Source organism: Pantoea sp. Sc1, assembly GCF_000255315.1.
GTDB classification, from domain to species: Bacteria; Pseudomonadota; Gammaproteobacteria; order Enterobacterales; family Enterobacteriaceae; genus Pantoea; species Pantoea anthophila.
Window position 1 is genome coordinate 3,022,354 of record NZ_AJFP01000001.1, and the last position, 20,732, is coordinate 3,043,085.

Annotated in this window: 23 protein-coding genes, 1 tRNA gene and 3 pseudogenes; 17 read left to right on the plus strand and 10 right to left on the minus strand. The window is 55.3% G+C overall.

Translation table 11 applies throughout. The annotated features are described in order from the left end of the window. From S7A_RS14045 to S7A_RS14055, 3 genes are all read right to left on the minus strand, one after another. Positions 1–966: a magnesium and cobalt transport protein CorA gene (locus tag S7A_RS14045; protein WP_009091558.1), complete on the minus strand. Its 966-nt coding sequence runs from the start codon at positions 964–966 to the stop codon at positions 1–3. A 103-nt stretch (positions 967–1,069) separates the two neighbouring features. Then, positions 1,070–2,089, minus strand: coding sequence for a DUF481 domain-containing protein (locus tag S7A_RS14050; protein WP_009091560.1), 1,020 nt, complete (start codon positions 2,087–2,089; stop codon positions 1,070–1,072). A gap of 104 nt (positions 2,090–2,193) precedes the next feature. Then, positions 2,194–2,790: a DUF1349 domain-containing protein gene (locus S7A_RS14055; protein ID WP_009091561.1), complete on the minus strand. Its 597-nt coding sequence runs from the start codon at positions 2,788–2,790 to the stop codon at positions 2,194–2,196. A gap of 195 nt (positions 2,791–2,985) precedes the next feature. Here S7A_RS14055 and S7A_RS14060 point away from each other — a divergent pair, with 195 nt between their 5' ends. After that, positions 2,986–3,222 (plus strand): DUF2171 domain-containing protein, encoded by a 237-nt coding sequence (locus S7A_RS14060; RefSeq protein ID WP_003854080.1) that lies wholly within the window; start codon positions 2,986–2,988, stop codon positions 3,220–3,222. 133 nt (positions 3,223–3,355) lie between these two features. On the opposite strand, the gene ddpX is transcribed toward S7A_RS14060, so the two are convergent. Then, entirely contained in the window at positions 3,356–3,943 is a 588-nt protein-coding gene (gene ddpX, locus S7A_RS14065) for a D-alanyl-D-alanine dipeptidase (RefSeq protein WP_009091564.1), read from the minus strand. 279 nt (positions 3,944–4,222) lie between these two features. On the opposite strand from ddpX, the gene S7A_RS14070 reads away from it, so the two are divergent. Continuing rightward, on the plus strand, positions 4,223–4,411 hold the full coding sequence (locus S7A_RS14070) for a hypothetical protein (protein WP_237712316.1): 189 nt from the start codon (positions 4,223–4,225) through the stop codon (positions 4,409–4,411). Positions 4,412–4,814: 403 nt separating this feature from the next. Beyond that, on the plus strand, positions 4,815–5,048 hold the full coding sequence (locus tag S7A_RS14075; RefSeq protein WP_009091567.1) for a SymE family type I addiction module toxin: 234 nt from the start codon (positions 4,815–4,817) through the stop codon (positions 5,046–5,048). Between the two features lie 52 nt (positions 5,049–5,100). Here the strand turns inward: S7A_RS14075 and S7A_RS21295 are convergent, their stop codons facing one another. Then, positions 5,101–5,349, minus strand: a complete 249-nt coding sequence (locus S7A_RS21295; protein ID WP_141629824.1) for a hypothetical protein — start codon at positions 5,347–5,349, stop codon at positions 5,101–5,103. Between the two features lie 448 nt (positions 5,350–5,797). Here S7A_RS21295 and S7A_RS20900 point away from each other — a divergent pair. The 5 genes and pseudogenes from S7A_RS20900 to S7A_RS20920 form a co-directional block, all read left to right on the plus strand. After that, a pseudogene (locus tag S7A_RS20900) lies at positions 5,798–6,040 on the plus strand (tyrosine-type recombinase/integrase); the annotation flags it as partial. A 323-nt stretch (positions 6,041–6,363) separates the two neighbouring features. Continuing rightward, the gene (locus tag S7A_RS20905; RefSeq protein WP_071987812.1) at positions 6,364–7,095 is read left to right on the plus strand and encodes a DUF3289 family protein; all 732 of its coding nucleotides are present in this window, start codon (positions 6,364–6,366) and stop codon (positions 7,093–7,095) included. After that, positions 7,088–7,540: a DUF943 family protein gene (locus tag S7A_RS14090; RefSeq protein ID WP_009091574.1), complete on the plus strand. Its 453-nt coding sequence runs from the start codon at positions 7,088–7,090 to the stop codon at positions 7,538–7,540. The genes S7A_RS20905 and S7A_RS14090 overlap by 8 nt, the downstream gene beginning before the upstream one ends. 178 nt (positions 7,541–7,718) lie before the next feature. Beyond that, positions 7,719–7,862 (plus strand): annotated as a pseudogene (locus S7A_RS21815) (glycoside hydrolase family 19 protein); the annotation flags it as partial. A gap of 395 nt (positions 7,863–8,257) precedes the next feature. Next, a pseudogene (locus S7A_RS20920) lies at positions 8,258–8,521 on the plus strand (tyrosine-type recombinase/integrase); the annotation flags it as partial. Between the two features lie 15 nt (positions 8,522–8,536). On the opposite strand, the gene S7A_RS14100 reads toward S7A_RS20920, so the two are convergent. Both S7A_RS14100 and S7A_RS14105 read right to left on the minus strand, forming a co-directional pair. Beyond that, positions 8,537–8,613, minus strand: a tRNA-Arg gene (locus S7A_RS14100). Positions 8,614–8,707: 94 nt separating this feature from the next. Further along, positions 8,708–9,211, minus strand: coding sequence for a DUF1198 family protein (locus tag S7A_RS14105; RefSeq protein ID WP_033736388.1), 504 nt, complete (start codon positions 9,209–9,211; stop codon positions 8,708–8,710). A gap of 173 nt (positions 9,212–9,384) precedes the next feature. On the opposite strand from S7A_RS14105, the gene folD reads away from it, so the two are divergent. Beyond that, the gene (folD, locus tag S7A_RS14110) at positions 9,385–10,251 is read left to right on the plus strand and encodes a bifunctional methylenetetrahydrofolate dehydrogenase/methenyltetrahydrofolate cyclohydrolase FolD (RefSeq protein ID WP_009091578.1); all 867 of its coding nucleotides are present in this window, start codon (positions 9,385–9,387) and stop codon (positions 10,249–10,251) included. Next, on the plus strand, positions 10,252–10,464 hold the full coding sequence (ybcJ, locus tag S7A_RS14115) for a ribosome-associated protein YbcJ (RefSeq protein ID WP_009091579.1): 213 nt from the start codon (positions 10,252–10,254) through the stop codon (positions 10,462–10,464). Positions 10,465–10,665: 201 nt separating this feature from the next. Here the strand turns inward: ybcJ and cysS are convergent, their stop codons facing one another. Beyond that, positions 10,666–12,051, minus strand: a complete 1,386-nt coding sequence (gene cysS, locus S7A_RS14120) for a cysteine--tRNA ligase (RefSeq protein WP_009091581.1) — start codon at positions 12,049–12,051, stop codon at positions 10,666–10,668. A gap of 212 nt (positions 12,052–12,263) precedes the next feature. Between cysS and ppiB the strand changes: the two genes are divergently transcribed. From ppiB to purK, 4 genes are all read left to right on the plus strand, one after another. Next, positions 12,264–12,758 carry a peptidylprolyl isomerase B gene (gene ppiB, locus S7A_RS14125; RefSeq protein WP_009091583.1) on the plus strand — a complete coding sequence of 165 codons (495 nt, stop codon included), beginning with the start codon at positions 12,264–12,266 and terminating at the stop codon, positions 12,756–12,758. Further along, the gene (gene lpxH / locus S7A_RS14130; RefSeq protein ID WP_009091586.1) at positions 12,758–13,474 is read left to right on the plus strand and encodes a UDP-2,3-diacylglucosamine diphosphatase; all 717 of its coding nucleotides are present in this window, start codon (positions 12,758–12,760) and stop codon (positions 13,472–13,474) included. The genes ppiB and lpxH overlap by 1 nt, the downstream gene beginning before the upstream one ends. A 130-nt stretch (positions 13,475–13,604) precedes the next feature. Next, positions 13,605–14,111 carry a 5-(carboxyamino)imidazole ribonucleotide mutase gene (gene purE, locus S7A_RS14135; protein WP_009091589.1) on the plus strand — a complete coding sequence of 169 codons (507 nt, stop codon included), beginning with the start codon at positions 13,605–13,607 and terminating at the stop codon, positions 14,109–14,111. Then, on the plus strand, positions 14,108–15,172 hold the full coding sequence (purK, locus tag S7A_RS14140) for a 5-(carboxyamino)imidazole ribonucleotide synthase (RefSeq protein WP_009091591.1): 1,065 nt from the start codon (positions 14,108–14,110) through the stop codon (positions 15,170–15,172). Before purE ends, purK begins: the two co-directional genes overlap by 4 nt. Before the next feature lie 77 nt (positions 15,173–15,249). On the opposite strand, the gene ybbP is transcribed toward purK, so the two are convergent. Next, positions 15,250–17,667: a putative ABC transporter permease subunit YbbP gene (gene ybbP, locus S7A_RS14145; RefSeq protein ID WP_009091593.1), complete on the minus strand. Its 2,418-nt coding sequence runs from the start codon at positions 17,665–17,667 to the stop codon at positions 15,250–15,252. After that, on the minus strand, positions 17,664–18,350 hold the full coding sequence (gene ybbA / locus S7A_RS14150) for a putative ABC transporter ATP-binding protein YbbA (protein WP_009091595.1): 687 nt from the start codon (positions 18,348–18,350) through the stop codon (positions 17,664–17,666). Before ybbA ends, ybbP begins: the two co-directional genes overlap by 4 nt. Between ybbA and tesA the strand changes: the two genes are divergently transcribed. From tesA to S7A_RS14165, 3 genes are all read left to right on the plus strand, one after another. Further along, the gene (gene tesA / locus S7A_RS14155; protein ID WP_141629825.1) at positions 18,318–18,944 is read left to right on the plus strand and encodes a multifunctional acyl-CoA thioesterase I/protease I/lysophospholipase L1; all 627 of its coding nucleotides are present in this window, start codon (positions 18,318–18,320) and stop codon (positions 18,942–18,944) included. The genes ybbA and tesA overlap by 33 nt on opposite strands. Before the next feature lie 30 nt (positions 18,945–18,974). Further along, the gene (locus S7A_RS14160; RefSeq protein WP_009091599.1) at positions 18,975–19,748 is read left to right on the plus strand and encodes an SDR family oxidoreductase; all 774 of its coding nucleotides are present in this window, start codon (positions 18,975–18,977) and stop codon (positions 19,746–19,748) included. A gap of 79 nt (positions 19,749–19,827) precedes the next feature. Continuing rightward, positions 19,828–20,685 carry a co-chaperone YbbN gene (locus S7A_RS14165; protein ID WP_009091602.1) on the plus strand — a complete coding sequence of 286 codons (858 nt, stop codon included), beginning with the start codon at positions 19,828–19,830 and terminating at the stop codon, positions 20,683–20,685. The last annotated feature ends 47 nt before the right edge of the window (positions 20,686–20,732 follow it).

The window sequence follows — 20,732 nt, forward strand, 5'->3', positions numbered from 1 at the left end:
CTACAGCCAGCCGGAGCGACGCAGCCTGGCCCACAATCCGCCGCAGGCCAGCAGCGTCAGACCGACTGCCAGCGGATAGCCATAATGCGACTTCAGCTCCGGCATATGTTCGAAGTTCATGCCATACATGCTGAACACCACGGTCGGGATAACCAGGATGGCGCCCCACCCTGCCAGCTTTTTCACAACCTCATTCTGCTGTACCGTCACCAGCGCCAGATTGACCTGCATGGCACTGGTGAGCATCTCGCGCATATCTTCCGCATCGGTCACCACATGGCGGGCGTGATCCTGCACGTCCCGGATATAGGCGCGCAGCGGGCGCGGGATCAGATCCTCATGCAGGTGAATAAGCTGGTTGCAGATCTCCTCCAGCGGCAGTGCCGCATTGCGCAGCTTCAGCAGCTGCCGCCGCACGGTGTAGACCGCCTGTACCGACCGGCGGTCAAATTCGCTGGTGAAGAGATCATTCTCCATTTGCCCGACGCGTTCGTTCAGCGAGGTGGAGAGTTCGGCATAACGGTCGACAATAAAATCGAGCAGGCAGTAGAGCGGATAACCCGGCCCCAGTTTCAGCAGCGCCGGATTTTCAGCCGCCCGCTCGCGCACCGGACTGTAGCTCTCCGAAGCACCGTGACGGATGCTGATCAGGAAATTTTTTCCGACAAAGAAATGGGTTTCGCCCAGTTCACAGCTGTCATCTTTCGCACGCACCGTTTTCACCACGATAAACAGCGACTCGCCATAATGTTCGATCTTGGGCCGCTGGTGCGCATTCAGCGCATCTTCAACGGCCAGTTCGTGGAGTCCGAACTCTTCTTTGATCTTTGCCATAAACGCCGCGTCTGGCTGCCACAGGCCGAGCCAGATAAACGCCTCCGGCTCTTTAATCACGTCGCTGATATCCTCAACGTCTATCTCTTCGCCCGCGCATCCCGGACGATACACTCTGCTGCTTACGATCATCTTCTGTGTTCCCGTAGTGACAATAGAAGCAGCTTAGCCAATCCCGCGCCCGTAACCGGATAAAAACCGTAAGGATTTGCTGCAACAGTGTGTCGTCAGCGGGTTACCACTTCAGGCCTAATCCGGTGGAGAAGATCCCTTCGTTCAGGGTATCAGGAATGCCGCTGACCAGATTACGATGGTAGCCAACATGCAGGGTCGACCAGGAGGTCAGGCTGTAGCGCAGGCCAACTTCCGCATCCAGCATGAATACGCCGTCGTCATCCAGCGAATGACCGACATCACCGTTGCTGTAGAGCGTGACCGATTTGCCCAGCAGATAGCGCTGATAGTTCCAGCGCAGCGAACCGCCAAAGTGGCGCTCCTGCCGGTCATCGCTGTACCCATACTCAAAGGCGCCACCCAGCAGGGAGAGCGAGAAGCTGCTGAGTTCGGTGTCCCACAGCTGATAGCCGGGACCGGTGCCAATCAGTGCCTGGCGCGACAGATTCTCCACCCAGTCGCGCTTATAGGTGGCGCGGGCCTGCCAGAAGAACTGCTCCCGGAACAGATAGTCAACGGCGTAGCGCAGGCTGTAGTTGTCGGTGTTGACGCTCTCATTTTCCTGCTCGCGATTGTAGGTTGCGCCAATATCATGCCGCCATTTTCCCTGGTTCAGCTTGGTGTTGAGCGCAAAACTGTAGTCGTCCGTTTTGGTAGAGGCCTTTTTGACCTTCATACCGGCGTCGATGTTGCCGGTCCAGGCGAGCTGATCGCTGCGGACTTTGGCTTTCATAAACTCATCGATGCGCCTGACGGAGACCTGCTGCTCCTGCTCGTCGCGTTCCACCCAGACGTAGCCGGGATCAGAGGAGGAGAGCCGCACCTGATAATGTTCACCGGTTTTTTTGTTTTCAACATTCACCGGATTGTCGCTGGCGAGGGTGCTGACCGCATTCCAGTCCAGCGTGACCGTGCCGGCATAATGCGTCTCTAACGCCAGCTTGCCATCACTCAGGTAACGGATGGTGCCGGTGAGCCGGTCGCCATTATTCAGCCAGACGGTATCGGCGGCGGCCTGCTGAGCCCATCCGGCGCAGCAGCTGATAACCAGCAGTGTGGTAAACGAGGTGGCACAGCGCATAGCTTTCCCTGAAAAGGCGTCGTCCTGCATGGACGACGCGTCACCGCAAATTCTGACCTGACAATTAAGCCGATTCCGCGACGATATGCAATGTGCCGCCCCGGTTATGACAGGTCGTGCAGCTCTTTACTGAGGGGAGGCCCCAGCCTGAAGTCGGAAAAACGGATCGCCAGTCCCTGCCGCTCCGGCGAGCAGCCCATCACGCCGACAAAACGCCGCGCCTGACCGGGCCAGGGACAGAGCCGCAACAGTGGCCAGGTCAGGCCGTCGGTGGAGTACTGGATTCGCAATGCCGCCTTTTCCAGCGTCGCGCGCATCCAGAACTGACGCGCATCACCGGGGAAAACACCGGTAGACCAGTCAGAAAACTCGCGCGTGACCACGCTGCCGATGGCAGGCTGGTCATCATTAAACTCAATGCCTGCTTTAACCCAGTGCGTTTCACTGTCCTGAATAAACAGACCGGCCTGGTCATAAAGCTGGCTGAAGTCCGCCCTCACCTGCACCTGAACGGTAAAATCATTTTCCACCCAGAAGCCAAATGCATGGCCGCTGTGCCGTTCGAAGCCGTACCAGGTGCGCTGCCAGAAATCGCTGTTTAACGCGGTTTCAAACTGCAATGTTTCACCATCCAGACTGTGTACCGGCGGCTGATTAATCCAGACGCCGCCTTCGGCCGTTATTGAACTGACTGCTCTCATGGTCACTCCTTTCAGTAAGGTAAAACGCCTGCAGGCTGGCCTGCAGCGAGGTCATCGGTCTGATCATCATCGCCATCAGGGCCAGTCAGCTTAACTATTTCATTTTGTTAATCGCCTGGCTAAAACGGCATTTAACAGCCAGGCTTGTTTTGTCTGACGGCAACTGAACTCATTAAATATAAGGATTAAGCCACCATGGTAGATAAATCAGAAATTTTAGATCACGCCCAGGTTGTTGATGTTAACGGTGAACATGTCGGTATCGTCGATCATTTCGAAGGTGACGACAAAATTAAGCTGGCGAAAAGCGATCCGGAAGCGGGCGGCAAACACCACATTATTCCTTTCAGCTGGGTGAAAGAGGTTGACGATAATAAAGTCATCCTTTCTAAAGCCAAAGCTGACGTTGAAAGCGAGTGGCAGTCTGCATAATATCGTCGCCGTGGCACTCGCCACGGCGTATTTATTTCACGTACCTGTTTCTGCGCCCTGCCCCGCCCGTTCTCTCTGTCCCTTTAAATTTTTTACTGCATAAACTTTTGGCCACTAATAAAAAGTGCGTCTTTTACGAAGACAGGCTGATATTTTCCATTCGCGTTGTTGCGTAGCAGCCGAATACCCCTTCGATGAGTGGATAGCGCCCGGCATCGGGCAGTTCAAAATGCCACCATTCAGTTGCAATGCCGGTAAAGCCGCCTCCCAGCATAATGGCATTGAGCAGCAGCCGGTTGCGCTGCGCCTGCACGGCTACCGCAGGATGATAAGGATGGGAGTGCTCGCTCATCTCATCAAAGCCGGTGCCCATATCCATTATCTCGCCACGCTCGTCGATCAGCGTCACATCCACCGCCGTGCCCCGGCTGTGATTAGAGCCGAGTGCCAGGGGAACAACATAGTCCGGATTCGGGCACGCCTGCCAGAGGATCGCCTGCGCTTCAGGAGGACGGTATGCGTCGAGAATGAGCAGCGTATAGCCCGCGACCTCTGCAATATCGATACTTTTCGCCAGCGCTTTCGCCGCATTAACGTGTAGCAGACAGCGCGCATCGCGGTAGATTGGCTGCCCGGTGAGGTTGTCGGCGGTGGCATATTTGAGATCGATGGCTAACTGAGGAAAGGCGTCAGCGATGTCTGTCAGATGGTTATTTTCCATGGTGGTGAGTTCCCTGTTTATGCGCTAAGTCAGGCTGGCCATGAACGATGATGTTGAGGGGTATCATGGCACCGCGGCAGGGGGAAGGAAAGTGTGTGATAAGGCGTGCTGTGGCAGCGTGATTACTCAGTGTGGTGGCTGGCATATTTAAGGCTTCGCAATAGCTTCAGGATTCACCCACTCAATAGTGTCGACTCCGGTGTATGATGGGGATGCATACTGCCGCATTGATGTTCATCATTTCACAAAGGGTGTCGCGCAATGAAAATAGGGATATTTATGGCAATCCTGTTCACTTCCTGGGTTCTTATACCCGAAGGATTCATCAGCTCATTGATTGCAGGCCAGATCAATGGTGATGGTGAAAGTGCTATGGATAGCTTCGGATTCACAGTGATTCTACTAAAGGCCGTTTTTTCTGTGCTGCTTGCCTTCACTGGCATCTGTTTATATCACAAAGCTAAATGACGCTGTCTGTAAAAAGCGCGTCATCGGCAGCCATCAGAAACCCCGCTGAGCTTCAGGCGTAACCATAAAGACAAAAACAGGATGAGTGTAAGGAACAGCGGCATTTTTGAGAGGGGCTGAAGGCGAATAACACAGATTCATAATATGAATTTCCGCCCAGAACAGATATTACAGATCACATCACAAATAAGAGATAAGCAAAGTGTGAAACGGAAATAATTCATTCTTTCAGAGAGGCATCACAACATTATATTTAAGTATCAGCGCGTTTACCGGGCAGAAGTTGTATATTTAAACAGGTAATAACAGAACGGGAAGCGCGAAAAGAGAGATTTTTGCGCGGCTGAAGCGGGCGGCAACCCGCAGCAGCCGCTGACCATAAGCAACTAAGAAGGAGTTGATCATGGCTGACACGCATTATAAGTCAGAGACACGCACATCCACAACCGCCGCCAGCGAATCGCGGGCGCATTATTACAGAGTGAGATACCGACCCAATAAAGGTCAGCCGAACCCGCTGCCACAGCTCACCATCAAGGGGCGCTGGCTGGAAGCGCTGGGCTTTACCACCGGGCAAAAGATCGAGGTAATCACCGGGCCGGGACGGTTAATCATCCAGCTGGCCACTGAAGGGTAACTGGGTGACACATAATGTAAAATCCCGGCAATAAGGCCGTGATTTACGTACATCACTCAGGATTTGAAGGCGAGGACGGTTTCTCTTTCGACATAAGACATTGTCCTACGCCAATAATCACCCCACATCCAATTGATATTTCAGCTGCTCTGACTAAGTCATTTCGATAAAAATCAAAATCACCTGATAAAAAATAGGATGCCAGAGATATAAATATTCGACCACCTACAAGAATAATGAAAAGGCCCACTACCCATGAAGAAATCAATAATAATAAGAGTTTAATTTTCTTCTTTTGCATCACTCTTTTCTCCAGTTGCTGCTGAACTTTTTCAGCCAGGTTCTGTGCGGAACTTCCAGGATATTCAGAACCAGCAGATTCAGCTACTGCTCCTTTATTTTAGGTATAGAAAGTCTGGTAAGCCTGCCCGCTGATGTCCCCTGCCGTTGGCTTTTTACCCGGATTCGCCCCGCCTCTGCCGTCTTCAGCTGCCCCGGCGTGACATCCTTCACCCGTTCGTTCGCGGCCTTCGTCGCGGCTATCTGCTCCTCTTTCCGTGGGATGTCCGCCGCCCGGTTACTGATTTTACCTATCAGCTGCGTCTCACGCAGCCGGTTCTGCTCACGCTCCTTGTCAAATAGCGGCGACAGCGTCTGGTTCGCGTGCTCTGCGGCTCAGCGCGCCCCCACTCACCCGCCACCTTCGTCACCGAGCTGTCGCTGCTCATAACCGCCCCATCCAGTTGCGTGTGAAAGACTTCCGCTTATATACCCTGAGGCACACCTGGGCGAACTGCTTAATCCAGTCTGGCGTTCCGCTGTCCGCGCTGCAGGAAACAGGCGGATGGGAAAGCATCGAAATGGTGCGTCGATATGCTCATCTGGCACCTAACCATCTGACTGAACATGCGCGCAAAGTTGACTCACTTTTGGAGGAAAACAACACAAATATGACACAAGGAAAAAATCAGGTAGGGTGGAATCTGGCGTAAGCCACTGAAATCGATGCAGGATTATAACTTGCGAGCCAGTCATCTGTTGCATATGTGATTTTTTCATTTAAATTTGTGATCTGCCTCCAAATATGACTCTTTAGAAAATGACTACTCTCACGGCTAAAGTTCATCACTGCATGATCGTGTGGGCGTCGATGACTCTGAACAGAGATAAGAAAATTCTCAACCTACCTTACAAACAGAAAATGTATAATACTCAAACATTTGAATAAAAGGGATTGATTTTAAATGAAAGGAATCGATAAAAAACTGATCATCTTCACTACAAAAAAAGATTTAATGACAGAAATGCTGATGACATGCAAAGTGGCGATATGGATGTTAATTTACTGAGAAAGCATTATCATCTCGGGCAAGTTTCAACTTTCATCGATTGGACTACTTTTGGCCCATCCTATCAGCATCCTACTACTCACTCTATACAGCCGGTCAGTAGAGAAAAAGCTATTGCGATATTATATGATGAGCTACGATCTCAGTCCTATGCTTTTTCTTTCCGAGGACCATACCAAGGCTTGATTATAAATCTTTTCAATCACATGGAACGTAGTAATGGAAATGATTTTCAACATCCTTTTATGAACAATGCCTACAGAAGTCTCATATTGAGTGACAACTCTATCGATAGCACATTATCCATAATTAAAAGCACTATCGAGCAATTTTATTTTAATAAGTCACAATTGACGAAAGAGCATTTTTCAAATGTGTTGTCTAAAAGTCGCCTACCTAAATACACAAGATGGAAAGATTTCGTCAATGGAATGGGCATTACTGTTCACGATATAAACAGCACAGAAATCTCTATAGAAAGCCTGACCTTTCAGGGCAATAAATATAGTGCGACTGTCAAATACAGAGCACAAGATCATTTTGGCTTAGATAAAGAAGATATCTTAAAAGTTAAATTTAACTCTATTGCTTTCTTTAGAATATGGTTCGTTCTACAGAGAGCAAAGCATTTTTCTCAGAAGCCATTTTTCACAAATTTTGAGGCTACTATAACATTGACAGGAGAAAACAATGTTTAAATACAAAAGGATTAGCGTAGTTGTGATTTTTTTAATAACAGCATACTGCGTATGGATTGCTACAAAGCCAGCCAAAATAGTCAGAGTTGATAATGGTGCAGTTTTTGTAGAACATCTACCAATGACTACTGAAGGAAAACTAAACTGGTGGTTGGAAAATAAAGATTCACTTCAGAAAAAATATCATATTATCAGCACCCCCGATAATTACACAGTTATCGTCATGAATTTCGGCGGTTATGAACAATTACCAAAAGGAACCAGAGATGGTTCAATTGATGACTATACCTGCTTTGATGATAGTAATGGCGAGAATAAGAAATGTGTTTATAACAGCATAGCAATTATTGTTAGAGGAAGCCTTAATAGTAAAAGCTATATTAATTTAGACGAGCATACATACACCTTAACGCCAGATGGTAAATTAAAAGCTGAAGAGAAATAATAAAGATGAAACAGGCTTAACTTTCCTCTTTTTCAGCTTTTATCGTCACAGGGTTAAACTTAGTTTTCATCAACCTTTTCATGCGTTGAAACAGATAGTTTCCCTGCACTCATTGTAAGAGCCAGATACAAGAACAGGCCGCAATGTCGGCAACAAGTTTCCGGGAGATGGATCTGAATATATTGTCCGTGGGGTGCTGCATCTTACAGGCAGGGAAAATTATGACCGCTACGGCAAAATTCTACATAAGGATTTGGTCAATCATCCAGATTCCGTTGCCGTTTATCCGGACATTGCAGTCAGAACAGCGTGCGGGTTCTGAGTCTCACGGTTCGTTAATCCACGTGCGGATAAAGACGATTTGAAAGCCGTTACACTGCTTGTTAATGGTGGCCTGAATGGCTTTACTCAAAGGCATCTGGCGTTGGATCGTATTAAAAAGGAAATGGGGATTGCTCAATGAAAAACATTAAAGCTGCTGTCATTCTATCGGGATAACGATGACAGAATCTCTATTGATAAAAAAGTTACCCCGCTGGCAAAGATTAAGAATCCGCAAGGCGGCACCCGAAAATTAGACGCTCTTGAAATTTGGGGATATATCTATAAAGGTAAATACCGTATGCGCTTTATGTATTATTCGAACGTGGATTGTACGCTGATGGGTGAAGAAATACTGGAGTATGCGAACCTGTAAGATTCACATCACCCCAGAATATCGGTCTGAAAGCGGCAGGGATTGAAGACTTCCATTTGCATGAACTGAGGCACACCTGGGCGAACTGATTAATCCAGTCTGGCGTTCCGCTGTGAGCGCTGCAGGAAATGGGAGGCTGGAAGAATATCGAAATGGTACAGCGATACGCTCACCTTGCACCTAACCACTTAACGGAGCATGCACGGCAAATTGATGCGATTTTTGGCAGTCGTGTCCCACATCTGTCCCATGTGGAAAATCAGGTAGTCGGAGGAGGGGGGTAAGTCATTGAATTTATTTGGCACGCCCTACAGGATTCGAACCTGTGACCTACGGCTTAGAAGGCCGGTGCTCTATCCAGCTGAGCTAAGGGCGCATGGAGATGGCACGGATTATACGTCGGGAAGCGGGTACGTCAACGTTTTTGCCGTTTCCCGACAGCGAAGTGCTGATGTAATAACCAATTCACGTCAGTGACGCTTGCGCCATTCGCTGAGCGACACGAGTTTACTGCTGCCGGTGAATTCTCCTTCCAGCTCAATCCCTTGTGAAGTGAAATGCGCATTGTATTGCTCACGAAGTGCGTGCAGCTCCCGGCTATCTGGCTCCAGCTGTCGCAGAAAGCCCAGCGCGAGCAGCAGCTGCTGGCGGCTGATAAGCGGTGGAAAACCGGCATGCCTGAGAATCGCATGCCAGCGCTGGCTGTTCTCTTCGCTGCCGTCAACAATCAATACCTGCCAGATCAGCAGCACTGCAGCACCATTATGCAGATGCGTTTCATTGTCGCTGCTGAGATAGTCGGTAAACTCTTTCGCCGCCTCTTTGCCCATCATAGAGATCATCGATTCCACCTGTACCGGAGGCAGACGCAGCCGTTTGCTGAGCCGCTGGGCGGCGTGGCGTGAGCCAGCGGTGAGCAGCTGAAATCCAGCGACAAATACCACCGCCAGCGTAGCAAGCATTATCCAAATCATGACTTCGTCCCCGGGTTGTCCTGCCGATATCATACGCATGCAGGCTGGCTCTCGTCGCGACGAAAAAGCCGGAAGGCGCATACACGGCTGAAACTGTGACTGACAGCAGCCCGCGCTTCTGACAAAATAGCCCCCTTCCCCGATTCAACACAACACAGTGGATTTCCTCTCTGATGGCAGCAAAAATTATTGACGGTAAAACGATTGCGCAGCAGGTGCGCGTTGAGGTTGCGGAAAAAGTGAAGCAGCGCCTGGCGGCCGGAAAACGCGCCCCGGGCCTGGCTGTCGTGCTGGTGGGTGAAAACCCGGCCTCACAAATCTATGTGGCCAGCAAACGCCGTGCCTGTGAAGAGGTCGGATTCCACTCGCGCTCTTACGATCTGCCCGCCACCACCCGCGAAGATGAGCTGCTGGCGCTGATCGACACGCTCAATCAGGATGACGACATCGATGGCATCCTGGTTCAACTGCCGCTGCCAGCGGGCATCGATAACGTGAAGGTGCTGGAGCGCATCACACCTGATAAAGATGTCGATGGATTCCACCCTTACAACGTGGGTCGCCTGTGTCAGCGCGCGCCCACGCTGCGTCCCTGCACGCCGCGCGGTATCATCACGCTGCTGGAGCGCTACAACATCGACACCTACGGCCTGAATGCCGTGGTGGTCGGCGCGTCCAACATCGTCGGTCGCCCGATGAGCATGGAACTGCTGCTGGCGGGTTGCACCACAACCGTCACCCACCGTTTTACTAAAGATCTGCGTCACCACATTGAACACGCCGATCTGCTGGTGGTCGCGGTGGGCAAACCCAACTTTATTCCGGGTGACTGGATTAAACCCGGCGCGATTGTCATCGACGTGGGGATCAACCGTCTTGAGAGCGGCAAAGTGGTGGGCGACGTTGATTTTGAGAGCGCATCAGCACGCGCCTCCTACATCACGCCAGTGCCGGGCGGTGTGGGACCGATGACCGTCGCAACACTGATACAAAACACGCTGCAGGCGTGTGAAGAGTTTCACGATAAAGAGGTAGATTAAATGGCAACGTTTTCACTGGGAAAATTCCCGCATGTTGATCTGTGTGACCTGCTGAAGCTGGAAGGCTGGGTTCAGAGCGGCGCACAGGCGAAAGTCGTGATTGCCGAGGGTGAAGTCAGGGTCGATGGGGCGGTGGAAACCCGTAAGCGCTGCAAAATCGTGGCCGGTCAGACCGTTGAGTTTGCGGGTTACCGCATTACTGTGGTCGCGTAACCTTCAGGCGTCCCTGCGGGGACGCTGTTACAGCAACGCCTCTCCCCTGACCCTCGTCTCCCCTTCCCGCTGTTCCCATGCAATATGATTCACTGCCGTATGCGGCGCAATCAGCCTCAGGTTACGGACTGAACGGAAGCCGCGGATCTCGATCTGTTCAATCGTCACAATAAAAAAGGGCGATTGCTCGCCCTCTCCGGTTTATTTTCGACGCCAGCTGGAGCCCTGAGGCCCATCCTCGACAATCACGCCCAGCGCGTTCAGTTTGTCGCGGGCGATATCTGCTTCCGCCCAGGCTTTGGCCGCGCGCGCATCGGCACGGGCTTTCACCCAATGCTCAATCTCGGCAACCTCTTCATCATTCACCTGCGCGCCGCTCTGCAGGAAAAGCTCCGGGTCCTGCTGCAGAATACCCAGTACTTTGGCCAGCTCACGCAGCTTCGACGCCAGCCCATGCGCTGAGGCGCCCTCTTCGCTTTTCAGGCGGTTCACTTCACGCGCCATATCAAACAGCACCGAGTAGGCTTCCGGGGTATTGAAGTCATCATCCATTGCGCTGCGGAACCGCGCTTCAAACGCTTCACCGCCGCTGGCTGGCACGCTGCTTTCAGTGTGGCGCAGCGCCGTATAGAGACGCTCCAGCGCCGCACGCGCCTGATTGAGGTTATCTTCGCCGTAGTTGAGCTGGCTGCGATAGTGACCGGACATCAGGAAGTAACGCACCGTCTCCGCGTCATAGTGCTGCAGCACATCACGTACGGTGAAGAAGTTGCCGAGTGACTTAGACATCTTCTCACGGTCAACCATCACCATGCCGGAGTGCATCCAGTAGTTAACGTACGGACCGTCATGGGCACAGCCCGACTGGGCGATTTCATTTTCATGGTGCGGGAACATCAAATCGGAGCCGCCGCCGTGAATATCGAAATGGTTGCCCAGCTGTTTGCAGTTCATGGCCGAGCACTCGATGTGCCAGCCAGGACGACCGTTGCCCCACGGTGATGACCAGGCCGGTTCATCCGCTTTAGACATCTTCCACAGCACGAAATCCATCGGGTTGCGCTTCACGTCAGCGACTTCAACCCGTGCGCCTGCCTGCAGCTGTTCCAGATCCTGGCGTGACAGCGCGCCGTAGTCAGGATCGCTCAGCACATCAAACATCACGTCGCCGTTATCTGCCACATAGGCGTGACCACGGGCGATCAGCGTCTCCACCAGCGCAATGATTTCCGGGATGTGGCGGGTCGCACGCGGCTCCTGATCCGGCGGCAGAATCCCCAGCGCGGCGAAGTCATTGTGCATCTCGCCTATCATGCGGTTGGTCAGGGTTTCGATGCTCTCGCCGTTTTCATTGGCGCGTTTGATGATTTTGTCATCAATATCCGTAATGTTGCGCACATAATTGAGCTGATAACCCAGATAGCGCAGATAGCGCGCCACCACGTCAAACGCCACGAACGTCCGCCCATGACCAATGTGACAGAGGTCATACACCGTGATGCCGCAAACATACATGCCGATTTTCCCGGCATGAATGGGTTTGAATTCCTCTTTCTGTCGACTCAGGGTGTTATAAATCTTAAGCATTGAACGGTTCCGTTTTCGCGTGTGGTTGACACTTTTAAGTATCCAGACATTGTGCCGTATTTTTATCGCTCGCGCGACGCAAAGCAAGCCAACTGCGCCGTGCTGCTGACGCGTCATTGGAAATTATGATATAAGAACGGTCGACAAAAAGGGGGACGCCATCCGACAGAGCGACCCCGGCTACTGATCACAACCTTTACAGGACGACAAAAATGGTAACTTTCCAGACGAACCATGGCGATATCGTAATCAAAACCTTCGATGATAAAGCGCCAGCAACCGTACAGAACTTCCTGGATTACTGCCGTGAAGGTTTTTACGACAACACCATTTTTCACCGCGTAATCAACGGCTTTATGATTCAGGGCGGCGGCTTTGAGCCGGGCATGAAGCAGAAAGCGACCAAAGACGAAATCAAAAACGAAGCGAACAACGGCCTGAAAAACACCAAAGGTACGCTGGCTATGGCTCGCACCTCTGCGCCGCACTCAGCGACTGCACAGTTTTTCATCAACGTGGCTGACAACGACTTCCTGAACTTCCGTGACGAAAGCGTTCAGGGCTGGGGCTACTGCGTATTCGCTGAAGTGGTTGAAGGCATGGATGTGGTCGAGAAGATCAAAGCGGTCTCTACCGGTCGCAGCGGCATGCATCAGGATGTACCGAAAGATGACGTCGTTATCCAGAAAGTGACCGTCAGCGAGTAATGTCGCGCACCCTGTTTATCGCAGATCTCCATCTGTGTCAGGAAGAACCGGCGATTACCGCCGGTTTTCTGCATTTTTTACAGCGCGAAGCGCCCCACTGCGACGCGCTCTATATTCTCGGCGATCTGTTTGAGGCCTGGATTGGCGACGACGATCCCAATCCTCTGCATCAGCAGGTGGCCAGCGCCCTGCGCGCCCTGCCGGTTCCGGTTTACTTTATTCACGGCAATCGCGACTTCCTGGTGGGCCGACGCTTCGCGCGCGCCAGCGGGATGACGCTGCTGCCCGAAGAACAGGTGCTGACGCTGTATGGCCATCGCCTGCTGATCATGCACGGCGATACGCTCTGTACCGATGACGCCGGTTATCTGCGCTTTCGCGCCAAAGTGCACAATCCGTGGATTCAGCGGCTGTTTCTGGCCCTGCCGTTGTGGGTCCGCAAACGCATTGCTGCCCGGATGCGCGCCGACAGTAAACAGGCTAATCAGCACAAATCACAGAGCATCATGGATGTGAATCAGGATGCGGTGGTCGCGACGATGCAGCGCCATCAGGTGCCGCTGCTGATCCACGGGCACACCCATCGTCCGGCGATCCATACGCTGACCCTGCAGAGTGAGACGGCGCAACGCGCGGTACTCGGCGCCTGGCACAGCCGCGGCTCCATGATCCAGCTTGACGCTGCTGGCATTCAGCTTATCGATTTCGACTTTTAACCAGCGGGTAAATCCCCGACATCAGCCCGACGCAACCGTTTTCCTTGCGCCCTTCTCATGCTATTCTCTGTGCCCTTCAAAACCTGTCCGCCCGGCCAGGTCTGTTTGTTCATTCACAGGAGTTGACCGCATGTCATCCAACGCCCCGGCCCGCATCGCCATTGTCATGGGTTCCAGAAGTGACTGGGCCACCATGCAGTTCGCCGCTGAGATCCTTACCAGCCTGGACGTCCCATTTCATGTCGAAGTGGTCTCTGCGCACCGCACCCCGGATAAACTGTTCAGCTTCGCCGAATCGGCAGCCGAAAACGGTTTTCAGGTGATCATTGCCGGCGCAGGTGGCGCGGCACATCTGCCGGGTATGCTGGCGGCCAAAACCCTGGTGCCGGTACTGGGTGTACCGGTGCAGAGCGCGGCACTGAGCGGCGTGGATAGCCTCTACTCGATTGTTCAGATGCCGCGCGGTATTCCGGTCGGTACGCTGGCAATTGGCAAAGCGGGCGCAGCCAATGCCGCCCTGCTGGCGGCGCAGATTCTGGCCCTGCATGACGGCGCGCTGGCGTCACGTCTCGATCACTGGCGGCAGAGCCAGACCGATGAGGTGCTGAACCATCCCGATCCGCGGGTGGATGCATGAAGCCGGTCTGCGTTCTGGGCAACGGCCAGTTAGGCCGTATGCTGCGTCAGGCCGGTGAACCGCTGGGCATTGCGGTCTATCCGGTGGGTCTGGACGCCGACCCTGCCGCGCTTCCTATCGCCGACAGCGTGATCACCGCCGAAATCGAGCGCTGGCCGGAAACGGCGCTGACGCGGGAACTGGCCCGTCATCCGGCCTTTGTGAATCGCGATATTTTTCCACGTCTGGCCGACCGCCTGACGCAGAAACAGCTGCTGGATGAGCTGGGGCTCGCCACCGCGCCGTGGCAGTTGCTGGCGGATAAAAGCGAATGGCCGGCGGTGTTTAACTCGCTGGGCGAACTGGCCATTGTAAAACGCCGCACCGGGGGTTACGACGGGCGCGGTCAGTGGCGTCTGCGCGCCGGTGAGACGCACACCCTGCCGGAGGAGTGCTACGGTGATTGCATCGTTGAGCAGGGCATTAACTTTTCCGGTGAAGTCTCCCTGGTAGGCGCACGCGGCCACGATGGCAACGTTGTGTTCTATCCGCTGACGCATAACCTGCATCAGGACGGCATACTGCGCACCAGCGTGGCAATGCCGCAGGCGGATCAGGCGCAGCAACAGCAGGCCGAGGCGATGCTGAGTGCGATCATGCAGGCGCTGAATTACGTGGGCGTGATGGCGATGGAGTGTTTTGTTACGCCTGCCGGACTGCTGATCAACGAGCTGGCTCCGCGTGTGCATAACAGCGGCCACTGGACGCAGAACGGTGCGTCAGTCAGCCAGTTTGAGCTGCATCTGCGTGCCATTCTGGGGCTGCCCCTGCCGCAGCCGGTGGTGTTTGCCCCGTCGGTGATGGTCAATCTGATCGGCACTGCGGTGAACCTCAGCTGGCTGCAGCAGCCGCTGGTGCATCTGCACTGGTATGACAAAGAGGTACGTCCGGGCCGTAAGGTGGGCCATCTCAATCTGACCGACAGCGATGCAGAACGGCTTAAGGCCGCGCTGGATGCGCTGGTACCGCAGTTACCGGAAGAGTACGCCAGCGGCATCGCCTGGGCCGTTGAAAAACTGTAGTTCCCCGTTATCCGCTCGCGGGTACGGTCCGGATGAAGCTTAAAGGCGGCCTGGTGCCGCCTTTAAGCCATTATCCCTTATGCCGCATCAAACTTCCTGAACAGCGCCTTTCCTTTCAGTAACCGGATCCCCAGCCAGCCGCCGCACAGCGATAACAGCAGGGCACCGCACAACGGCAACGCCAGCCACAGTGTCCAGTCCGGCTGCCACGGGAAGTCGAAAATCTTACGCTGCAATCCCCACAGCGCCGCCTCCGCGCCTATGGCCGCCGCCACACCTGAAACCACCCCCAGCAGTGCAAACTCACACCACAGCGTGGTGCGCAGCAGTCGCCTGCCGGCACCCAGCGTGCGATAGACCACCAGCTCCTGACGCCGCTGGCGCATACCGACCTGAATCTGCGCCAGCAGCAGCAGGATGCCGCAGGCGGTGACCAGCACCACCATAATCTCCAGCGCCTGACTGACCTGCGTCAGCACCTGACCGACCTGCCGCATGATGCCGCCGATATCAAGCAGGCTCAGCGTCGGAAAGGCCCGGTTAAGCGCGGCCAGCAGAGCGGGATCGGACGCCATGCGGAAGCTGGTGAGCCAGGTCTGAGGCTGGCTGTCGAGCGCCCCCGGCGGAAAGATAAAGAAAAAGTTTGGCTTCAGGCTCTCCCAGTCCACTTTGCGCAGACTGCTGATGCGGGCACTGAAGGTCTGCGTATCGCCTTCAAACGTCAGGGTATCACCCAGCTTCAGGCCCAGCCTGTCCGCCAGTTCCACTTCCATCGATACTTCACCCGCGCCAGGCGGCCAGCTGCCGGCCACCAGCGGATTGTGATCCGGGCGCTCCGCCAGGGCCGTCAGGTTAAGTTCACGGTTGAGAGCGTTATCCCGTTCGGGGTCGGCAGGTTTGCCATTGAGCCCGGTGAGCCGCACCCGTGCAATCGGATAAAAGGTTTCGGGCCTGATCTGGTGCGACTGCAGGAAATCGCGCACCTGCGGCACCTGATCGGCCGTCATATTCAGCAGGAAGAAGTTCGGGCTGTCCGCCGGTAGCTGCTGCTGCCAGCGATCCAGCAGATCACCGCGCATCACCAGCAGCAGCGCCAGCAGCATAAACGAGAACGAAAAAGCCGCGAGCTGGCTCAGCGTCATGCCGGGCTGGCGCAACAACCGGTTGATAGCCAGCCGTAACGCCAGATTGCGTACCACCAGCCGGCGCAGCAGCAGCAGGGTTCCCCAGCCGAGCAGGGCCAGCAGTGCCGCCAGCACCACCACGCCTGCCAGCAGCGCCCAGAGCATTTTACTGCCGCCGACCAGCAGAGCGAGCAGCGCAACGACCACGCCGCTCATCAGCGGAATATAGATTTTCAGCGGCCAGAGGCTGGCGACCGCATCACGCCGCAGAACGCGGAGTGGCTGCGTCGCCAGCAGCAGCCGGTAGGGGCGCAGGCCGACCAGCAGCGAAATCACAAACAGCGATCCCACAGCCCAGATCCACGGCCAGAGGCTGGCGGCGGGTAAGCTGGCGGGCAGGACCGGTTTCAGCATCGCCATCAGCATCGCTTCCACGCCCTGCCCCACCAGGCCACCGGCTATCGCCGCCAGCAGCAGCACTGCCAGCCACTGACCGATAATCAGGCGCTGTAATGCGCCCTGCGCAGCGCCCAGGGTTTTCAGCACCGCCACCAGATCGTAGCGGCTGCGACAGTAGTGACTCATGGCGACCGCCACGGCGGCTATCGCCAGCATCAGCGTCAGCAGCGCCGAGAGCAGCAGAAACTGCTGCGCCCGCTGCATGGATCGCCCCAGCGCATCTTCGGAATTGTCGACGCTGATCCAGCGCTGGTCCGTTTTCAGCTGCGGTTCAATCCAGCGGTCATAGCGGGCCAGCGCTTCAGGATTACCCAGAAACTTATAGCGCCAGGTCAGGCGACTGCCGGGCTGAATTGCACCGGTTTTTGCGGCATCCGCCAGATTAATCAGCAGACGCGGCGCCATTTCAAAGGGGTTGAAGCCACCATCCGGCTCCTGGATCAGCTCCCCGGTTATCCGCAGCCGGGTGTCCCCCACGTCCAGCATATCGCCCACTTTCAGATTCAGCAGCGCCATCAGACGCGGCGCGGCCAGGGCGGTGCCCGCCTGCGGTTTCAGCCCTGGCGGGGCTGTCTGCAGCGTGCCAGCCATCGGATAGCGATCGTCTACCGCTTTTACGGCGGCGAGCTGAGGCGACTCACCGGCAAAGGTCATCGTCATAAAGGTCAGCTGACGGCTGACCGTCAGACCGCTCTGCTGCGCTTTCTCCAGCCAGGCTTCCGGTGCCGCATCTGTGCTGCGCAGCGTGCGGTCACCCGCCATAAAATCACGGCTCTGCTGATTCAGCCCTTTTTCCATCCGATCGCTGATCGATCCCAGTGCCAGCACGCAGGCTACCGCCAGCGTCAGGGCCAGCCAGACAATCAGCAGCGAGGGCGACCGCCACTCGCGCCAGAACCAGCGCCAGATCATTGCTCCTCCCACAATTTACCGTCACGCAGCCGGAGACGACGGTCGCAGCGCGCCGCCAGTTGCTCATCATGTGTCACCAGAATCAGGGTGGTGGCAAAGTCACGGTTAAGGGAAAAGAGCAGATCGGCGATGCGATCGCCGGTTTTGCGGTCGAGATTGCCGGTCGGCTCATCGGCAAACAGCAGACCCGGCCGCCCACTGAAGGCGCGTGCCAGCGCGACCCGTTGCTGTTCGCCGCCGGAAAGCTGAGCCGGCAGATGATGCAGACGTTCCCCCAGCCCCAGCAGCGTCAGAAGTTCACGTGCCTGTTCACGGCTCTGACGGTCACTGTCGCCACGCAGCAGCGAGGGCAGCTGCACGTTCTCCAGCGCGTTGAGGGTTGGCACCAGCATAAACGACTGAAAAACAAAGCCGACCTGCCGGGCGCGCAGGGCCGCTCGCTGCTCTTCGTTCATCTGGTGCAGCGGCTGCCCCAGCAGATGGACTTCGCCGCTGCTGCCATCATCCAGCCCGGCCAGAATGCCCAGCAGCGTTGACTTACCGGAACCTGACTCGCCTATCAGCGCAATGGTCTCGGCTGGTTTGACAACCAGCTCAACTCCGGTAAGGATGGTTAACTGATGCTCTCCCTGACCGACGGACTTAGTAAGATGATGAACTTCAACAATGTTTTCCGCTGGCATTATCCCTTCCTGTTATTGGTTCTTCTGCTGGTGTCGCGGTTTGCGGCTGCCGATACCCTGATGGTGCTGGGCGACAGCCTGAGTGCGGGCTATCGTATGTCCGCCACGACCGCCTGGCCCAGCCTGCTTAACAAGCAGTGGCAGCAGCAGCCTGAAGTCATCAACGCCAGTATCAGCGGTGATACCTCCGCTCAGGGGCTGGCACGTCTGCCCGCGCTATTAAAACAGCATCAGCCGCAATGGGTGTTAATCGAATTGGGCGGTAACGATGGCCTGCGTGGTTTCCCGCCCGCGACCATTACGCAGACGCTGAGTAAAGTGATCGAAGATGTCAAAGCCGCCAATGCGAAACCGCTGCTGATGCAGATTCGCCTGCCGGCCAACTATGGTCGCCGCTACACCGAGGCGTTCAGCGGCATCTATCCGGGATTAGCGCAGCAACACAATATTCCGCTGGTGCCCTTCTTCATGGAGCAGGTCTATCTGAAACCTGAATGGATGCAGCAGGACGGCATCCACCCCAATCCCGATGCCCAGCCTTTTATCGCCCGGTTCATGGCGAAAGAGCTGGCCCCTTTAGTTAAGCAGCCGTAGCGCGACCGGATAGGCGAAAAGGGTAAAGAAATGCAAAAAACCATCCTGATTACAGGTTGTTCCAGTGGCATCGGCCTTGTCGCCGCACAGGATCTGCTGGCGCGCGGCTATCGGGTGATCGCCGCCTGTCGCAAAGCAGATGATGTCGCGCGCATGAATTCGCTGGGCTTTACCGGACTTCAGCTGGATCTTGACGATCCGCAGAGCGTGGATCAGGCCGCAGACACGGTCATTGCACTCTGCGATAACCGTCTGTACGCGCTGTTTAACAACGCCGGCTTTGGCCTCTATGGCCCGCTTCGCACGCTGACCCGCCAGCAGCTGGAACAGCAGTTTTCCAGTAACTTTTTCGGTGTCCATCAGCTGACGCTGCGGCTGTTACCCGCGCTGCAGGCCAGCGGCGACGGACGCATTGTTAACACCAGTTCGGTGCTGGGACTGATCTCGACCCCCGGCCGCGGGGCGTATGCCGCCAGTAAATATGCACTGGAAGCCTGGAGCGATGCGCTGCGGCTGGAAGTACGCAGCAGCGGCATCCGGGTCAGCCTGATTGAACCCGGCCCGATCCAGACCCGCTTTACCGACAACGTGACGCAGGGCGAACAGCACAATCCGGTGCGCAATCCCGGCATCGCGGCCCGCTTTACCCTGCCACCGGAAGCCATTCTGCCGAAACTTCGTCACGCACTCGAGAGTCAGCATCCCCGTTTACGCTATCCGGTGACCCTGGTCGCACACGTGATGAGCCTGCTGAAACGGTTGCTGCCTGGCTGGATGCTGGATCGCATTTTGCGCAGCCATTAATCAGCCGCAGGCATTAGCGCTTGAAGCCGGGCCCGTTGGCCCCATATTCTTAGAACACTTTTTGCAAAGAGACTTCTCCATGTCACCACATGCTTCGATCATCGACATCAACGAATCTAACCTGCAGCAGACCCTTGAGCAGTCGATGCAGCTGCCGGTGCTGTTCTACTTCTGGTCTGAGCGCAGCCAGCACTGTCAGGAACTGACGCCGCTGCTGGAGCGACTGGCACAGGAGTATGCGGGTCAGTTTATTCTCGCCCGACTGGATTGCGACAGAGAGCAGCGCGTGGCGGCGCAGTTTGGTCTGCGCTCTATCCCGACCGTCTACCTGTTCCAGGATGGTCAGCCGGTCGACGGCTTCCAGGGTCCGCAGCCGGAAGAGGCGATCCGCGCCCTGCTGGAAAAAGTCCTGCCGCGCGAAGAAGAGCTGAAAGCCCAGCAGGCGATGGCGCTGATGCAGGAAGGGAAACCGCTGGAAGCGCTGCCGCTGCTGAAAGAGGCGTGGCAGTTAAGCAAACAGTCCAGCGAAATCGGCTTCCTGCTGGCGGACGTGCTGATTACGCTGAACCGCAGCGATGAAGCGGAAGCGGTGCTGAAAGTGGTGCCGTTGCAGGATCAGGATACCCGTTATCAGAGCCTGATGGCGCAGATCGATCTGCTGAAACAGGCGGCGGACACGCCGGAGATCCAGCAGCTGCAATCCCAGCTGGAAGCGGAGCCGGCTAACGCCGGGCTGGCTGCTAAACTTGCGTTACAGCTGCATCAGGTGGGCCGGAATGAAGAGGCGCTGGAACTGCTGTTCAGCTTCCTGAAATCCGATCTGAATGCGGCGGATGGCCAGGCGCGTAAAATGCTGCAGGAGATTCTGGCTGCGCTGGGCACCGGCGATGCACTTGCCGCGCGCTACCGTCGTCAGCTCTACTCCCTGCTTTACTGACCGGCAGACCCCGGGCCGAAGCGACTCGGCCCGTTATTCTGACAATG

What these genes read in the sequence shown, in the direction of transcription:
- S7A_RS14070 (WP_237712316.1), top strand. Translation starts at nt 4,223, where the DNA reads ATGGCAATCCTGTTCACTTCCTGGGTTCTTATACCCGAAGGATTCATC.
- S7A_RS14075 (WP_009091567.1), top strand. Translation starts at nt 4,815, where the DNA reads ATGGCTGACACGCATTATAAGTCAGAGACACGCACATCCACAACCGCC.
- purK (WP_009091591.1), top strand. Translation starts at nt 14,108, where the DNA reads ATGAAGCCGGTCTGCGTTCTGGGCAACGGCCAGTTAGGCCGTATGCTG.
- ybcJ (WP_009091579.1), top strand. Translation starts at nt 10,252, where the DNA reads ATGGCAACGTTTTCACTGGGAAAATTCCCGCATGTTGATCTGTGTGAC.
- tesA (WP_141629825.1), top strand. Translation starts at nt 18,318, where the DNA reads ATGATGAACTTCAACAATGTTTTCCGCTGGCATTATCCCTTCCTGTTA.
- S7A_RS14160 (WP_009091599.1), top strand. Translation starts at nt 18,975, where the DNA reads ATGCAAAAAACCATCCTGATTACAGGTTGTTCCAGTGGCATCGGCCTT.
- ddpX (WP_009091564.1), bottom strand. Translation starts at nt 3,943, where the DNA reads ATGGAAAATAACCATCTGACAGACATCGCTGACGCCTTTCCTCAGTTA.
- S7A_RS14090 (WP_009091574.1), top strand. Translation starts at nt 7,088, where the DNA reads ATGTTTAAATACAAAAGGATTAGCGTAGTTGTGATTTTTTTAATAACA.
- S7A_RS21295 (WP_141629824.1), bottom strand. Translation starts at nt 5,349, where the DNA reads ATGCAAAAGAAGAAAATTAAACTCTTATTATTATTGATTTCTTCATGG.
- ybbA (WP_009091595.1), bottom strand. Translation starts at nt 18,350, where the DNA reads ATGCCAGCGGAAAACATTGTTGAAGTTCATCATCTTACTAAGTCCGTC.
- S7A_RS14045 (WP_009091558.1), bottom strand. Translation starts at nt 966, where the DNA reads ATGATCGTAAGCAGCAGAGTGTATCGTCCGGGATGCGCGGGCGAAGAG.
- purE (WP_009091589.1), top strand. Translation starts at nt 13,605, where the DNA reads ATGTCATCCAACGCCCCGGCCCGCATCGCCATTGTCATGGGTTCCAGA.
- S7A_RS14060 (WP_003854080.1), top strand. Translation starts at nt 2,986, where the DNA reads ATGGTAGATAAATCAGAAATTTTAGATCACGCCCAGGTTGTTGATGTT.
- cysS (WP_009091581.1), bottom strand. Translation starts at nt 12,051, where the DNA reads ATGCTTAAGATTTATAACACCCTGAGTCGACAGAAAGAGGAATTCAAA.
- S7A_RS14050 (WP_009091560.1), bottom strand. Translation starts at nt 2,089, where the DNA reads ATGCGCTGTGCCACCTCGTTTACCACACTGCTGGTTATCAGCTGCTGC.
- S7A_RS14055 (WP_009091561.1), bottom strand. Translation starts at nt 2,790, where the DNA reads ATGAGAGCAGTCAGTTCAATAACGGCCGAAGGCGGCGTCTGGATTAAT.
- S7A_RS14105 (WP_033736388.1), bottom strand. Translation starts at nt 9,211, where the DNA reads ATGATTTGGATAATGCTTGCTACGCTGGCGGTGGTATTTGTCGCTGGA.
- folD (WP_009091578.1), top strand. Translation starts at nt 9,385, where the DNA reads ATGGCAGCAAAAATTATTGACGGTAAAACGATTGCGCAGCAGGTGCGC.
- lpxH (WP_009091586.1), top strand. Translation starts at nt 12,758, where the DNA reads ATGTCGCGCACCCTGTTTATCGCAGATCTCCATCTGTGTCAGGAAGAA.
- S7A_RS14165 (WP_009091602.1), top strand. Translation starts at nt 19,828, where the DNA reads ATGTCACCACATGCTTCGATCATCGACATCAACGAATCTAACCTGCAG.
- S7A_RS20905 (WP_071987812.1), top strand. Translation starts at nt 6,364, where the DNA reads ATGCAAAGTGGCGATATGGATGTTAATTTACTGAGAAAGCATTATCAT.
- ppiB (WP_009091583.1), top strand. Translation starts at nt 12,264, where the DNA reads ATGGTAACTTTCCAGACGAACCATGGCGATATCGTAATCAAAACCTTC.
- ybbP (WP_009091593.1), bottom strand. Translation starts at nt 17,667, where the DNA reads ATGATCTGGCGCTGGTTCTGGCGCGAGTGGCGGTCGCCCTCGCTGCTG.